This is a genomic window from Bradyrhizobium sp. HKCCYLR20261, assembly GCF_051168435.1.
GTDB lineage: Bacteria > Pseudomonadota > Alphaproteobacteria > Rhizobiales > Xanthobacteraceae > Bradyrhizobium.
In genome coordinates, this window is record NZ_JBNPUZ010000002.1 from 368897 (window position 1) to 384235 (window position 15339).

The 15339-nt window shown below is 66.0% G+C and carries 14 protein-coding genes and 1 tRNA gene; 10 read left to right on the top strand and 5 right to left on the bottom strand.

From position 1 onward, the window contains the following. Positions 1-194: 194 nt before the first annotated feature. A tRNA-Gln gene (locus ACQR1L_RS05330) sits at positions 195-269 on the bottom strand. Between the two features lie 292 nt (positions 270-561). Here ACQR1L_RS05330 and ACQR1L_RS05335 point away from each other — a divergent pair. Then, on the top strand, positions 562-2340 hold the full coding sequence (locus tag ACQR1L_RS05335; protein ID WP_434856882.1) for an acyl-CoA dehydrogenase: 1779 nt from the start codon (positions 562-564) through the stop codon (positions 2338-2340). 941 nt (positions 2341-3281) lie between these two features. Continuing rightward, a complete protein-coding gene (locus ACQR1L_RS05340) occupies positions 3282-3575 on the top strand; it encodes an HdeA/HdeB family chaperone (RefSeq protein ID WP_434856883.1) in 294 nt (97 codons plus the stop codon). A gap of 125 nt (positions 3576-3700) precedes the next feature. Here the strand turns inward: ACQR1L_RS05340 and ACQR1L_RS05345 are convergent, their stop codons facing one another. Further along, the gene (locus ACQR1L_RS05345) at positions 3701-4393 is read right to left on the bottom strand and encodes a phytanoyl-CoA dioxygenase family protein (RefSeq protein ID WP_434856884.1); all 693 of its coding nucleotides are present in this window, start codon (positions 4391-4393) and stop codon (positions 3701-3703) included. A gap of 78 nt (positions 4394-4471) precedes the next feature. Further along, entirely contained in the window at positions 4472-4771 is a 300-nt protein-coding gene (locus tag ACQR1L_RS05350; RefSeq protein ID WP_434856885.1) for a hypothetical protein, read from the bottom strand. A 342-nt stretch (positions 4772-5113) separates the two neighbouring features. Between ACQR1L_RS05350 and ACQR1L_RS05355 the strand changes: the two genes are divergently transcribed. Beyond that, positions 5114-5371 (top strand): hypothetical protein, encoded by a 258-nt coding sequence (locus ACQR1L_RS05355; protein WP_434856886.1) that lies wholly within the window; start codon positions 5114-5116, stop codon positions 5369-5371. 342 nt (positions 5372-5713) lie between these two features. Here ACQR1L_RS05355 and ACQR1L_RS05360 read toward each other — a convergent pair whose 3' ends face one another. Then, entirely contained in the window at positions 5714-6982 is a 1269-nt protein-coding gene (locus ACQR1L_RS05360) for a DUF892 family protein (RefSeq protein ID WP_434856887.1), read from the bottom strand. Between the two features lie 398 nt (positions 6983-7380). Here ACQR1L_RS05360 and ACQR1L_RS05365 point away from each other — a divergent pair, with 398 nt between their 5' ends. The 4 genes from ACQR1L_RS05365 to solA all read left to right on the top strand — a co-directional run bounded on the left by ACQR1L_RS05365 (position 7381) and on the right by solA (position 10426). Then, positions 7381-7788: a hypothetical protein gene (locus tag ACQR1L_RS05365; RefSeq protein ID WP_434856888.1), complete on the top strand. Its 408-nt coding sequence runs from the start codon at positions 7381-7383 to the stop codon at positions 7786-7788. Continuing rightward, a complete protein-coding gene (locus ACQR1L_RS05370) occupies positions 7788-8159 on the top strand; it encodes a hypothetical protein (RefSeq protein WP_434856889.1) in 372 nt (123 codons plus the stop codon). The genes ACQR1L_RS05365 and ACQR1L_RS05370 overlap by 1 nt, the downstream gene beginning before the upstream one ends. 299 nt (positions 8160-8458) lie before the next feature. Further along, the gene (locus ACQR1L_RS05375) at positions 8459-9223 is read left to right on the top strand and encodes a crotonase/enoyl-CoA hydratase family protein (RefSeq protein ID WP_434856890.1); all 765 of its coding nucleotides are present in this window, start codon (positions 8459-8461) and stop codon (positions 9221-9223) included. A gap of 21 nt (positions 9224-9244) precedes the next feature. Then, positions 9245-10426, top strand: coding sequence for an N-methyl-L-tryptophan oxidase (gene solA / locus ACQR1L_RS05380; protein ID WP_434856891.1), 1182 nt, complete (start codon positions 9245-9247; stop codon positions 10424-10426). A 3-nt stretch (positions 10427-10429) separates the two neighbouring features. On the opposite strand, the gene bla is transcribed toward solA, so the two are convergent. Continuing rightward, a complete protein-coding gene (bla, locus tag ACQR1L_RS05385) occupies positions 10430-11317 on the bottom strand; it encodes a subclass B3 metallo-beta-lactamase (RefSeq protein ID WP_434856892.1) in 888 nt (295 codons plus the stop codon). A gap of 147 nt (positions 11318-11464) precedes the next feature. On the opposite strand from bla, the gene ACQR1L_RS05390 reads away from it, so the two are divergent. The 3 genes from ACQR1L_RS05390 (at position 11465) to ACQR1L_RS05400 (ending at position 14534) form a co-directional block, all read left to right on the top strand. Then, positions 11465-13141, top strand: a complete 1677-nt coding sequence (locus tag ACQR1L_RS05390; RefSeq protein ID WP_434856893.1) for a bifunctional metallophosphatase/5'-nucleotidase — start codon at positions 11465-11467, stop codon at positions 13139-13141. A gap of 112 nt (positions 13142-13253) precedes the next feature. Beyond that, entirely contained in the window at positions 13254-14183 is a 930-nt protein-coding gene (locus ACQR1L_RS05395; RefSeq protein ID WP_434856894.1) for a histone deacetylase family protein, read from the top strand. Positions 14184-14282: 99 nt separating this feature from the next. Beyond that, positions 14283-14534: an exodeoxyribonuclease VII small subunit gene (locus ACQR1L_RS05400; protein WP_434856895.1), complete on the top strand. Its 252-nt coding sequence runs from the start codon at positions 14283-14285 to the stop codon at positions 14532-14534. Positions 14535-15339: the final 805 nt, after the last annotated feature.

Here is a 15339-nt window from a genome sequence, read left to right on the forward strand (position 1 = left end):
CGCCGGGTCCAAAAAATGACCGGCGACCGCGTAATGCGGACGCGCGTGTTGAATGCGCTGCCTTGGGGGCCGAGCTCCGGCGAAAAACGAAACCAGCACAGAATTTCCAAATGAGGGGGGTAACGAATTTCCAAATGCGCGGGCGTGCAAGCCGGCCGCATATGATTTTATGCAACAATATCACGGGACTAGCCTGGCTGGGGCGGGAGGGATCGAACCTCCGAATGGCGGAATCAAAATCCGCTGCCTTACCGCTTGGCTACGCCCCATCAGGCCATCCGGATCGGCGGGGCGCACGGGCCTGCGCGATTCCGGGGTCGGCGACCGTGGTCTACAGAGCGCGACCGTCCATTTCAACCGCCGCGCCGCAGGAAATTTACAGGCTGGCCCGGTGATCCGCCGCCGCGGCCAATTCGTCAATCCTGGCAAGCCCTTATCCCGACCTGCCCGGGCCGTCGCGGCGCCTGCGCGTGAGCCCACGCGAAAAAGTTGAGGACTGGGCGGTTTCATGGGATGACGGCGGCCAAACCGGCAACCGTTCAAAGCCCCCGAGGACACGCCATGACCTATCGCGCCCCGCTCAACGACATGCTGCTCGCCCTCAACCATGGCGCCGGGCTGAAGGCGGCGGTCGAGGCCGGCCATTACGGCGATTTCGATCCCGACATCACCACAGCCGTGCTCGAGGAGGCCGGCAAATTTGCCACCGACGTGCTCGCGCCGCTCAACAAGATCGGCGACAAGCATGGCGTCAAGCTCGCCGACAAGAAGGTCACCACCGCGCCGGGCTGGCCCGACGCCTACAAGCGCTGGACCGAGGCCGGCTGGAACGCCGTCTCCGGTCCCGAGGCGCATGGCGGCCAGGGCCTGCCGCTTGCGATCAACGCCGCCTGCACCGAGATCTGGAGCGCGTCCAACGTCGCCTTCGGCCTGTGCCCGCTGCTCACCTTGTCCGCCATCGAGGCGCTGGACGCCCATGGCAGCCAGGAACTGAAGGACATCTATCTCGGCAAGCTGATCTCCGGCGAATGGACCGGCACGATGCAGCTCACCGAGCCGCAGGCCGGCTCCGACGTCGGTGCGCTCAGAACCCGCGCCGAGCGCGCCGGCGACGGCACCTACCGCATCAGCGGCGCCAAGATCTTCATCACCTATGGCGAGCACGACATGACCGACAACATCGTGCATTTCGTGCTCGCGCGGCTGCCGGATGCGCCGGCGGGCACCAAGGGCATTTCTCTCTTCCTGATCCCGAAATTCCTCGTCAACAAGGACGGCTCGCTCGGCGCACGTAACGACATCTACGCCACCGGCGTCGAGCACAAGCTCGGCATGCACGCGTCGCCGACCTGCACCATGACGATGGGCGACAATGGCGGCGCCATCGGCTATCTCATCGGCGAAGAGAACGCCGGCATGCGCTGCATGTTCACGATGATGAACCAGGCCCGGCTCAGCGTCGGCCTCGAGGGTGTGGGGGTCGCCGATCGCGCCTATCAGCAGGCGCTGGCCTACGCGCAGGAGCGTAAGCAGGGCCGCGCGGTCGGCAGCAAGGCGACCGGCTCGGACGCGATCATCGCCCATCCCGACGTCAAGCGCATGCTGATGCAGATGCGCGTTCTCACCGCCGCCGCGCGCTCGATCTGCTACGCCACGGCCGTGGCGCTCGACGTGTCCGTGCGCGCCAAGGATCCTGCGGTGCGCAGCGAGGCCGCCGCGCGCGGCGCGCTGCTGACGCCGATTGCGAAAGCCTTCTCCACCGACATCGGCAACGAGGTCGCCTATCTCGGCGTGCAGATCCATGGCGGCATGGGCTTCATCGAGGAGACCGGCGCCGCGCAGCATTATCGCGACGCCCGCATCACCGCGATCTATGAGGGCACCAACGGCATCCAGGCGATCGACCTCGTCACCCGCAAGCTGGGCGCCAACGGCGGCGCCTCGGTGTTCAAGCTGCTCGATGAACTCACCGACATCGTTCGCCGCGTCGAGGCCTCGAACCATCCGGCGTTCGGCACCACCGGCGCCAAGCTCCGCGAAGCCCTGGGCGCGCTCGACCGCTCCAGCCGCTGGCTGCTGGAGAAGCTCGGCACGGCGCCGAACGACGCGCTCGCCGGCGCTACGCCTTACTTGCGCCTGTTCGGCTCCGCGCTCGGCGGCTGCATGCTGGCCAACGAGGCGCTGGCTGCGCGCAGCGAGAACGAGACCGACGGCGCCCGTCACGTCGCGCTCGCCCGCTTCTTCGCCGAGACCTTCGCGGTGCAGGCGCCGTCGCTGGAAAAGACCGTCACCGACGGCGCCGACGCGGTGCTCGGCGCGGAGGCCGTGCTGGTGGCGTGAGGACTCGCGCCCCTCACTCGATGTCGTCCCGGCCTTGACCCAGACTCACCGGCCATCGTGGCTAGACGAGATGGGTCCACCATCCTGCCCCGAACTCCTCCCTGGGGTTATGGGTCCCGGGTCAAGCCCGGGACGACGGGAGAGTTTGTGGCGCCCCCTTGCCCCACATCCGTCATTGCGAGCGCAGTTCGCAATGACGCAAACGGCAAAGTCCCAATCCACTCTATCAAACAGCCCGTCGCGATCAGATGAGCGTCCGCGCTCTCGCGACGCATTCCGCGCCCGAGCTATGCTCTCGAGTCTCGCCCTCTCCAAGTGGAGGGCGCGAGGAAGGCCGGGCCTCGGCTGAGGCCCGTGGCCCGCCTGCAGAAAACAAAGCAGGCGGCAGTCACCACAGGTCCAGCCGGACAGACCCGGCCTTCCCCGCGCGATGGTTTTAACAGGCTATAGCGCGCTCTTCCTGGTGCACCGGGCTTTCTGGCCACCATGTCGCGCAATGCGCTTTCGCGCATTACGCTGGATACTAGCATCGGAGTATCAGAACCACACGCCTTCACCGTCCGCGAGCCGACGTTCGTCCGTGCCCGAAAGCACTGCGCCGCCCGCGTCCACCGCATCCCGCTGCCAACGTCCGTGACGACCGCGAACCGTCCCCTACCGTGCAACGGGATATGCGGACCATACTGCTGATTTGGGGAGGCGGCCAAGCGATTTATGTTTTTCAGAATATCTTGACAGGTTTGCTTCGGATGATCGTGATTTGCCCGTCGGGCACGCATTGCCGCACACGGGGCTCCGTCCCTTGACTTCCCGGAGCGCTCCAGCCAGTGCTAGCCGGACTGCTCCGTCGAATCGGGCCAATTCATTCATGGCCTCCGCGAAGGGGACGGTCACGCTCCGCATAGTTCATTGCTTTTCATCACATCGTTTGGAGACCATCCATGAAATCGCTCGTCGCCGCGCTGTTTGCCGCCGCCTTCATGCTGTCGTCCGCTCCGGCCTCCGCCGTCGTTCTCGATCTGTCGACCATGAGCTGCAAGCAGTTCGTCGAGAGCGGCGACGACACCATCAAGATGGTGCTGATCTGGCTGGACGGCTGGTACAAGGGCGACCAGGACGAAGCGCTGTTCGACACCGAGGAGTTCGTCGCCAACGCCAAGAAGTTCGGCAAATATTGCGCCGAGCATCCGACGGTCAGCATCGTGACGGCGGCGGAGAAGATCCTCGGCAAGTAACAGACCACCGACCTATTGCTGAACCAGGCTGCGAATGGCGGGTTAGCGCCAGTGTAACCCGCCGTCTCACCGCTCCTCGAACGACTGATGACGCTGCGCTTATCCCGCTAATCCGTCCGGCCGGCTCATACGCCCAACCACATCAGCCCACCCGGCAACTCGTCCGCCGCAAAGTCGACCTGCAGCACGCGGCGGTGGCCGGGGTGCACGGAGGGCTCCGAGGCGTGCAGGATCGGCGTCGCATACAGCCAGATGTCGCCCGGCTCGGCGCGGCACACCGCGGTGCCGCAGCGTGCGACGACGTTGGGCACATCAGCCTCCGCGATGCGGCCGAGCCGGTGCGAGCCGGGGGCGATCAGGAGCGGAGCATTGCCGTGGGGCACGGCATCGAGATGGACGCGCAGGGTGACCATGCGCGCCAGCACCTCGTAGGGCGGCGCGACATGCTGCAGGCCGCCTTTGATCGTCCAAGGGCCGAAGCCTACGACTTCGATGCGGTCACGCACCACGATGGTGCGGTCCTGATGCCATGGCACGGCCCAGTTGGCCTGAGCCGTCTTATCGAAGTAAACGGCGCGAACCGGGCGCGTCGCGTCCCCGAGAACGGCGGCGGCGGCTCGACCGATCGGGCCGTCATTGGCGAGAAACGGTGTCAACGCTGCCACTCCGTGCAGACGCGTGCCGGCCTGCCTTGGTGCGTGGCCGGACAAGGCGGCGACAAGTCCGTGCAAGGCCGACGCATCGAGCGACGCCGGGACATGCACCGCACCGGCATCAGCAAAGCGGGACTTGTGGAGAGAGGAGAACTCGACGGTCATGCGCGATTGAGATTAGAGCGCATCCAGGACGTTTGGCAATCGTCCGCTCGGCGACAGCGCAGCGTTGCACGGACACAATCAGACGCAACTCGTCGCGCCAGCTCCGCGCTCCCGTGGCGTTGAAGAAGCGAACCGCGCGGTTCGTCCCTCTTCACGCGAGAGTGCCATGTCGATCAGCTCCGTCAGTTCTCCTCTGTCCACGGTCTCGGCCCAGACCACCACCGCCACCTCGTCGACGGCTGCCGCGTCCTCGTCTTCGGCCACGAGCTCGGCCGGCAGCAGTTCGGAAAGCTCCTCCGGCAGCGGCGGCTCGTCCTCGAGCAAGACCGTGGTCAGCGAGGTCTCGATCACGCTCGATGGCGTCACCACGACGACCATCACCTACTCCGACGGATCGACGGAGGTGACGAAGACCGCGGCCGCATCGGACATCAGCAGCAAGGGCGCGCAGGGCTACAATGCCCAAAGCGCCTCCGTAAACAGCGGCACCGGCGCGTCGAACCAGAGCGTGACGGTCTGAGTCCTCGTCAACGGCAATCATGATCGCCTGATTAACAGTTCCCGGATGGGAACCGTAGCGTATCGGCATCCGCCCGTGACACTGCGGTGACGCCGCCAAGCAACACTGCGCGTCAGACTTCGCGGTCGGGCGATTGTTAATTTGCGCCGCCGACACGATTCACCGCTGTTAGCAGGCCATGCGATCAGGGGAGAATGTCGATGTTGCGGGGCGTGATGGCTGCGGGGCTGCTGATCCTGGCGATGGGATCGGAGCTTCAGGCGGCGAGCGAGTCGGGTGCGGAGACGCGGATGTCGTGCTCGGATGTCCGCTACTACGTCGAGAAGTACACCGCCGAGGTCGCCGAGATGTATGCGCGCAGCCGCGGCGCGACCGACGCGCAGATCAACCGCGCCCGGCGCTGCCTGACGCCGGTGCAGGTCCGGCGCGCGGAGCGGTGGCGGAACTACACAGAATAGATCCGCAGGACGCGACAGACGATAGCACCTCAAATGTCGTGGCGGCGCACAGCCGCCGCGCGCGTTTGCCCGAGCGGCTTGCTTCACCTCGCCTGCCCCGTCGAAAGCAACTCAATGCGGCGGAGGCACGACTCCGTATCACACCCCATGCCGATGGACGTCGATGGCCGGGACGAGGGCCATACGACGCTGGATGGTCGGGGCAATGCGTCACAGCCCCCCTCCAGGGGAGGGTGGAAGCGTGCCTCGCGCGACGGTGTCTCGGGCGTGTGGTCGACGGCGTAACCCGCCGCTTTGTTTGGGAAGGCGGCGGATGACGCTCCGTCATCCGCCCTCCTCCAATCATGCCTGCTCGATCGCGGCCGGCATCTTGGCGACCGACATCAGCGATCTTGCGACCTGGTTGAGGAGCTGGTCGGCGTTTTCCTCCTCGGCCAGCGACTTCGACAGCAGCGCGACGACGGCGCTGTGGCGGAGCTGCGAGGCGAGGTTGCGAGCGGTCGTGTAGCCGGACATCTCGTAATGCTCGACCCGCTGCGCGGCGCCGATCAGCGCGAGATCGGCGGCGGCATCCTCCTTCTCCTCGCCTTGCGCGATGATCTCCTGGCCTTCCTCGACCAGGCCCATCATGCCCTTGCAGGGTTTGGCCTTCGGCGTCGTGCCGAGCAGCTCGAAGCACTCGTTGATGCGCTCGATCTGGGCCTCGGTCTCGACCAGGTGCTGCTCGAACAATTCGCGCAACTGATCGAACCGTGCGGCCTCCGCCATCTTCGGCAGCGCCTTGGTGAGCTGCTTCTCGGCGTGCAGGATGTCGCGCAGTTCCTCGATCAGGAGCTCGCCGAGGCCGGCCTCGTCGGCCGGAGGCGAACTCTCGGTGACGATCGCGCTGGACGCACCGTTCTCGCCGGCCTGGATCGCCGGCGATTCGGTGAAGACCCAGTCGCCGCCCTCGTTCCAGGGGCCGCGGGTGTCGATCTCGCCGTGATCGCCGGAGCCGGTGGAATCGTTGAAGAACTGATCGACGAGGCCCGGCGTCGGCGCGATGCGGCCGACGCTGAAGGCCGGCTTGTTCATGCTCTCCAGCGCCAGCGCGAACGCCTTCATGTGGGTGATCTCGCGCGTCATCAGGAACTGCAGCGCGTCCTTGGTGCCGGCATCGTCGGTGAAGTTGATCAGCCGCTCATAGACGATCTTGGCGCGGGCCTCAGCCGCGATGTTGCTGCGAAGGTCGACGTCGAGCTCGCCGGTGATCTTGAGATAGTCCGCGGTCCAGGCGCTGCCCTGCGAGTTGAACAGGTTGACGCCGCCGCCGCCGGCAATCGCGATCAGCGGATCGGCCTCGGCCGCCTCGCGGTCGAACTTGGCGGGCTTCAGATGCATGCGGGCGAGCGTGCCGACCACTTCGAGATGGCTCAGCTCTTCGGTGCCGATGTCCATCAGCAGGTCCTTGCGATCGGGGTCCTCGCAATTGAGGCCCTGGATCGAGTACTGCATGGCGGCGGCGAGCTCGCCATTGGCGCCGCCGAACTGCTCCAGCAGCATGTTGCCGAAACGCGGATCGGGCTCGTCGACACGGACGGTGAACATCAGTTTCTTGACGTGGTGATACATGGAAGGCCTCGGACGTTGGCGGGGGGACGCATTGTCCGAACGGCGCGGTCCCATGGTTGTTCCTTACCTCTCGGCCCGGAACTTGGCCGCTCGCGACAGCCCACGTCACGTCATATGCACCCTGGGTCGCACTCGGCGGTTGATGCGAATGTTGTCGCGCCCCCTGTCGCAATCGACACGGCCGGCCTAAAATGCGGTGACTTTGCGACGACATCCTGTTGGCAGTTGGGCCGCCGCCCTTGCTAAGCTTTTCCCTGCTCGCCTAAGCTGTTGTGCTGGAGAGTGAGATGTTGATGCGGACACCAGCCAGGGAGAAACCCGGTCTCGGCGAACGACTTCGCCGCGTCATCGGACGTCTCCGCGCGCACGCATCCTCCCTCGCCCCGCCATCGCTGACGATGACGGCGTCTGCACGGCAGCCGTCCTATCACGTCGTCGACGACGAACCCGACGACAGCAACATGGACCTCGCGCTGGCGGCGCTGATCGACCAGATCGAGCGGCCGGCGCAAGCGCCGCCGTCGCGATTTCCGTCGCTGGGGCGCGTCACCTCCGCGCGCCAGGCTCCGCACATCCCGGTGTATGAGCGGCCGCCCTATTTCGACATCACGCCGCGCGACGTGGCGCCGCGTCCCGTCGAGGTGGAGCCGCGGCGGGCGCCGTATGACGAACCCGCCGAGCGGGTCACGCCGGAGGAGGAACTGTCGGAGCTGCGAAAGGATCTCATGAGCGCGATCTCGGCGCGGCTCGGAACGCCCGAGGATCATCTCGCCACGATCCGGACGCTGCTGAGGTCGGTGAAGTAATGTGGGGCCGCAGCAACATCGGCAAGACGGTCGAGGAACTGACCGATCATCTGCGGCTGGTCGATCACGTCCGCGCGCTGCAGGACGGCCAGAAGGAGATCGCCGAGGCGATCCGGGCGGTCAATCAGCGGCTCACCTCGATGGAGGCCGAGTTCAGGATCCTCAAGGCGGAAACGCAGCGCGACGCGCTGCGCGAGGTGCAGCACGCGGTCACCGCCGTGCAGGGCTCGATGCATGACGAGCTGACGCGCATGGCGACACGGCTCGCGGTGCTCGAGCAGGCGTTGCGGCGCGAGGCCGCGCGGCAGCAGGCGCCAGGCGGCGCGCCGCGCCCGCCCGCCGCGCCGCCGCGCTCGGACGGTTCGCGCTGACGCTCGCTCCTGCCCGCCCGGCACAACTCTGCCGCGATCAGCCATGGAAGCCGATGTGGGAGCTGATGTGCTCCACGATGCGCACGGCTCGCATCATTCCCGCCCAGCCCTGCTCGTGCCAACCAATCGTCAACCAACATGACAGGCGGAGTCGTCGACAACGCTCCTCACCGCCGGCATCGGCAGGGACGGCAGCATCTGCGCTTGGCGTGGTGAGCGGATGATGTAGTCTGCTCAGAAAGCAACGACGACAACCAAAACCGTCGGCACCGTGGCCGGCGCACACGTGCGAGGGGCCCATGACCGACCATCTGATCGTCACCGACGAGGGCGAGACGCGGACGATCAAGCTTCGCCGCCCGGAAAAGAAGAACGCGATCACCCAGGCCATGTATCTCGGCATGAGCGACGCGATCGACACCGCGCAGAACAATCCGCTGGTGCGATGCATCATCATCACCGGCGGCTCGGGCGTGTTCACGGCCGGCAACGATCTCGAGGATTTTCTGCACGCCGGCCATGCGGGGAGCGAGGCGGTGCGCACATCGGCCGCGACCAAATTCCTCTACTCGCTGGCGCACAACGCCAAGCCGATCATCGCCGCCGTCGACGGCGTCGCGATCGGCATCGGCACCACGATGCTGTTCCATTGCGACTACGTGCTGGCTTCGACCACGGCGACATTCTCCACACCGTTCATCCATCTCGGCCTGGTGCCGGAAGGCGCATCGAGCCTGTTGATGCCGCAGACCATGGGCTATCAGCGGGCGTTCGCGATGCTGGTGATGGGGCGTACCATGACCGCGGCGGATGCGCAGATCGCCGGCTTCGTCAACACGGTGGTGGCGCCGGGACATACCGAGGTCGAGGCGCACAAGGTGGCACGCGACATCTGCCGGCTGCCGGCCGAGGCGGTGGCGATCGGCCGCAAGCTGATCCGGACCGCGCCGGACGAACTGACCCGCCGCATCGACCAGGAGGCCTATCTGTTCGCCGAGCGCATGACCTCGGAGGAAGCGATCGGCGCGTTCAAGGCCTTCCTGTCGCGCAAGAAGAAAAAGTGACGCCGGGACCGTCGGACGCGCATGCCCAGTTTTGATGTCATCGTGATCGGCTGCGGCGCGGTCGGCAGCGCCGCGCTGCTGCATCTCGCCAGAGCGGGAAAGCGGGTGCTCGGCATCGACCGTTTCCAGCCGCCACACATCTTCGGCTCGACCCATGGCGAGACCCGCATCACCCGTGCGGCGATCGGCGAAGGCGTCGACTACACGCCGCTGGCGCAGCGCTCGCACCAGATCTGGCGCGACCTGGAGCGCGAAACGGCTGCGCATCTGTTCGAGCAATGCGGCTGCCTGTTCATTCCGGCCCGCGACGGCGGCGAGGTGCATGGTGTCAGCAGCGCGCAGTTCTTCGCCAATATCGAGACCGCTGCGCGGCTGCACGGCGTGGACGGTGAAACGATTTCCCCGGAGCGGCTGCGGACCGATTATCCGGGCTTTGCCACCGTGCCCGGCGATCGCGCATTTCTCGACCGCGAGGGCGGCTACCTGCTGGTGGAGGACTGCGTGCGCACCGAGCTTGCCGTCGCCGCGCGGCTGGGCGCCGAACTGCGGACCGGCCGGCGCGTGACGTCGTTCCGCCGTGCCGGCGGCGAACTCACGGTGACCATGGACGACGGCACGTCCGCGTCGGCGGCGACGCTGATCGTCACCACCGGCCCGTGGATCGCCGAGCTGATCGCGCCGCTGCAGCGACGCGTGACGATCACGCGGCAGGTGCTGTACTGGTTCGAGGTGCTGTCCAACCCGCAGCGCTTCGGCAAGGGCGCGCCGGTCTTCATCTGGGACGTGACGGGGCGCGAGCGCGCCGCCTCCGACATCTACGGCTTTCCCTGGCTCGGCTCGCCCGACAACGGCGTCAAGATCGCCAACGAAGTCCTGACCGGAGAGACCGATCCGGATCACGTGCCGCGCGAGGTCACGGCGGACGAGATCGAAGCGACCTACGAGACCTATGTCCGGCCGTTCGTGCCGGATCTCGGCCCGCGCTGCCTGCGCAACGCGGTCTGCCTCTACACCAACGCGCCGGGCGGCCGCTTCGTCATCGACCGCGATCCCGGCGATGACAACGTCATCTACGCCTCGCCCTGCTCCGGCCACGGCTTCAAGCATTCGCCGGCGGTCGGCGAGGCGCTCGCGGCGATGGCGCTGGGCCAAACGCCGCGAGTCGATGTCTCCGGCTTCACGCTGGACCGGCTGCCGTCGTGACGGCTACTTGCCGGACGACAGCGCCGCGGTCTGCTTGGCGAGGCCCTCGTTGAACTGCACCTCGAGCTTGTCGAGATAGGCGTTGAACTCGCCCGGCTTGACGAACGGGTTGGGCGCGCCGTCGGCGATCTTCGCCCGCTTGCCGGCCATGTCGTACATTTCCGGATGCGGCGCCAGCAGGATATCCGGATGCACATTCTTGGCCCAGGCGAAGGTCTTCTTGTAGTCGTCGACGATGCCAGGATAGGTCGGCCGCCCGACCAGCTGGTTCAGCGCCACCGTGGCGCTGCAGAAGAACAGGACGCTGCGCGTCGCGTCGCCGTCCTTCACATTGGTGGTCCAGCTGGTGCAGCCCGGCGAATGGCCCGGCGTCTCATGCGCCGTCAGCGTGAAGTTGCCGAGCGTGACCGTGTCTCCCTCCTTCACCGCCCGGTCGACCTTGACGGGCGGGAAGTTCAGATGGGTCTGCTCCTCGCGGCCCGGATAGAATCCGCCTTCGAGCAGCGGCACGTCCTTGGCGCCGGCCACCATCTGCGCGCCGGTCTCCTGCTTGATCTGCGCGAGCCCGCCGGTGTGGTCGATATGGGCATGGGTGTTGATGATGTATTTGATGTCGGCGACCTTGAAGCCGAGCTTGCCGACGCTGTTTTCGATCTGCGCGGTCGATTCCGGCATCACCGTATCGATCAGGATGTGCCCCTGCGGCGTCGTGATCAAGTAGGAGGCAAGGCCGTTGGTGCCGACATAGTAGATGTTGTCGATCACCTTGAACGGCTCGGTCGGCTTATTCCAGCCGGCGATCACCTGCTTCATGAAGTCAGGCATTGTTTGCGCTGCAGCGGGACCGGCCGCCAGCGTCACCGCGGCGGCGAACAGCATCATTCTTTTCATCACGGCCTCTCGATTCACGATAAAGTTGTTATGACGTCGTCTTATGTCATCGCTCCGTAAGGGAGCCATGTTTCTCCGCCGCCCTGCATCACACGTACCGTTGAACACGTACCGTTGACCTCGCGAACGATCTTGAATGATTTTGCCATGAGCCGACTCAGCCGCGTTTTCGCCGCCTGCCTTCTCGCCGCGCTCAGCGCCGCTGCTCTTGCCGCCCTGCCCGTCCATGCCGAGGACGAGCCGGTGTCCTTGCGCATCCTCGCCATCAACGACTTCCACGGCAACCTCAAGCCGCCGGCCTCCGGCATCCGGATCGCCGATCCGGCGGACCCGACCAAGAGCACGGTCGTTCCGGCCGGCGGCGCCGACCACATGGCGAGCCTGATCAAGCTGCTGTCGGATGGGCAGCCCAACACGATCTTCGTGGCGGCGGGCGACCTGATCGGCGCAAGCCCGTTCCTGTCGGCGATGTTCCACGACGAGCCGACGATCCAGTCGATGTCGAAAATGGGCCTCGCGCTGTCGGCGGTCGGCAATCACGAGTTCGACGAGGGCAAGGCCGAGCTCTTGCGCATGCAGAACGGCGGCTGCCATCCGACCGACGGCTGCCGCGGCCCCGAGCCGTTCACCGGCGCCCAATTCCACTACCTCGCGGCGTCCACCTTCATCGCGGGCACCGACAAGACGATTTTTCCGCCCTATGAAATTCGCACCTTCGAGGATATTCCCGTCGCCTTTATCGGCCTGACCCTGAAGGGCACCGCGGGCATCATCTCGCCGGCGAGCGCCGCCGGCCTCGAATTCCGCAACGAGGCCGAGAGCATCAACGCGCTGATCCCGGAATTGAAGGCGAAGGGCGTGCAGGCGATCGTCGTGCTGATCCATGAGGGCGGCTGGCCCTCCGGCGGCATGAACGAATGCCCGGGCCTGTCCGGCCCGATCGTCGACATCGTCAAGGATCTCGACAGCGCGGTCGACATCGTCATTTCCGGCCACACCCACCAGGCCTATGTCTGCACCATCGACAAGCGGCTGGTTACCTCGGGCGACAAGTTCGGCACGCTGGTGACCGCGATCGACGTCAAGCTCGACCGCACGACGCGCGACGTGATCAGCGCCACCGCGACCAACATGGTCGTCGACGGCAGCCTGCCGAAGGACGGCGCGCAGACGGCGCTGATCGAGGCCTATGAAAAGGTGGCGGCCCCGATCGCCAACCGGCCCGCAGGCACTATCACGCAGGTGCTGTCGCGCCTGCCGAATGCCGCCGGCGAGAGCGTGCTCGGCGACGTCATCGCCGATGGCCAGCTCGCGGCGACCTCGGCCGCCGACAAGGGCGGCGCGGTCATCGCGATGACCAATCCCGGCGGCATCCGCACCGATCTCGCGCGCCGTGACGACGGCACGGTCACCTTTGCCGACGTGTTCGCCAGCCAGCCGTTTCGTAATCAGCTCACGACGGTCACCCTGACCGGTGCCGAGATCAAGGCGGCGCTGGAGCAGCAATGGCTCGATCCGGCGCGGCCGCGCATCCTGCAAATCTCTCGCGGGTTCAGCTATGCGTTCGATCCGAAGCAGCCTGCCGGATCACGCGTCGATGCCGCGTCCATGACGCTGAACGGCACGGCGATCGATCCGGCGGCGTCCTATCGCGTGACCCTCAACAACTATCTCGCCTTGGGTGGCGACGGCTTCACCGCGTTCAAGAGCGGCCGCGATCCGCTCACCGGCGTCTATGACGACGAGGCCCTGTTCGCCTATCTCAAGGCCAACGGCCCGCTCGGCCCGCCACCGCGCGACCGCATCGTCAACAAGGCCCAGTGATCCCTGGCCTCACTGGGCGGAAAGCCGGTCATATCGCCGTCGAGGCTCTTTCCGAGGCTGCGCTCAGCGCATAGATTGGGCACTCCCGCAACGCGCGAGTGGCAGAGCCCTGATGTCGACGCTGTATCTTTCTCACGAAGCCTGCCTCGATCACGCCACACCGTCCGGACACCCCGAGCGTGCCGACCGCCTGCGCGCCGTCGAGGAGGCGCTGACCGAGGAACGCTTCGCGCTGCTCGATCGCGACGAGGCGCCCGAGGCGGATATCGAGCTGGCGCTGCTCTGCCACAACGAGCACTACGTCACCGAACTGCGCCAGATGGCGCCGACCTCCGGCATCATCTATCTCGACGGCGATACCTCGATGTCGCCCGGCACCTGGGAAGCCGTGATGCGAGGCGTCGGCGGCGCCGTCGCGGCCACCGAGTCCGTGATGTCCGGCAAGCACAAGAACGCCTTCGTGGCGGTGCGCCCGCCGGGCCACCATGCCGAGATCGCCAAGCCGATGGGCTTCTGCTTCTTCGACAATGTCGCGATCGCGGCCCGCTACGCCCAGCGCACCTTCGGCATCGAGCGCGCGGCCATCATCGATTTCGACGTCCACCACGGCAACGGGACACAGGACATCTTCTGGGCCGACAAGAGCGTGATGTACTGCTCCACCCACCAGATGCCGCTGTTCCCCGGCACCGGCGCCCGCGGCGAGCGCGGCGAGCACGACACCATCGTCAACGCGCCGCTGGCCTCGGAAGACGGCAGCCTGGAGTTCCGATCCGCCTTCGAGAACCTGATCCTGCCACAGCTGACCAAGTTCAGCCCGGAGCTCGTGATCATCTCGGCCGGCTTCGACGCGCATTATCGCGACCCGCTCGCATCCTTGAATCTGCGCGCGGAAGATTTCGGCTGGGTGACCCGAAAGCTGATGGATCTCGCCGAGAAGACCGCCGGCGGCCGCGTCGTTTCGGTCCTGGAGGGCGGCTATGACCTTCAGGGACTGAAAGAATCCGTCTCGGCCCACGTCGCGGCCCTGACCGGGGCGTAATCCCCAGGTTCCGGCCGATCTGCCCGGTCGGGACCTGACAGAGCCCTGGACGGAGTGTAAAAGCACGGCCCCGGAGTTGTGTATCTGCAGGGAACCCGCATGGCGGACACCACTGTCACCGACGTCAAGAAGCTGTCGTTCGAGCGCGCGATCGAGGAGCTGGAATCGATTGTGAAACGGCTTGAGGACGGCAAGGTGCCGCTGGAGGAGTCGGTGGCGATCTACGAGCGCGGCGAGGCGCTGAAGCGCCGCTGCGAGGAATTGCTGCGCCAGGCCGAGGCCCGGGTCGAGAAAATCACCACCGACGCCAGCGGCCGGGCGACCGGGACCGCGCCGCTCGACGTGCAGTAGTCCGCTCACGGCCGCCCCGCACGAGGCCGGGATACCGCCTGGAATTTTTTTCGTGGCGCAGGCCGCGGCGATGCAGTCCGGGCACCTGCCGCCTCCCGATCGTGCAGATCAGCCGAAACGCGATGCAGGCGGCTCGACCCCAATCGTCGCCGGCGGGCGTGGGGCATCTCTTCCATTAACGCTAACGCGCGAAGTTTGGCCCGACGGTCAAGCGCCCTGTTCTCGGTCACGGCCCCAGCAGCACCGTTCCGCCGGGGGTGGTCTGGGCAGACAGCAGAGGGGCGACAGGGTCCGGCGTTCGATCCGCGAGCGTCAGGCGCCAGAACCGCAAGGTGTTACGCGCGCGGTTCTTTTACGTTTCGGTGACGATGGATCAATGAAACACCGCAGGCGTATGACGTCTTCATGATCGCTTGCGGACCGGTCCCCATCCGCCAGCGCATGGCTCCGCCTGCGGCCGCACGCGCGATCGTCAGGACAGCCCGTCCCGCACTGCAGGAAAAAGGCTGGACCGCGGGCACTTCTCCGGTTTATCCCGGAGACGCTTCTGCTGCCGATTTGAGCAGCCCGATGGAACAAACCGCCTGTCGCTGCGGTTGTGTTGTCGCGCGAAGGTACCGTTTGCGGGCTTGCCATCTTGCGCCGGGTTGGCTTTAAGACGCGCTTTGGTGTAAAGCTTCTCGGAACTGCGGGTTTTTGGAAATGCTCTTTCCCTTCAGAGGGATGGAACTAAGCATTTGCAAAAGCTAGCAAAACTGAGTTGGCTGAACGACTTGGCGATCTTGGGCGACAAACGAGGACGGCA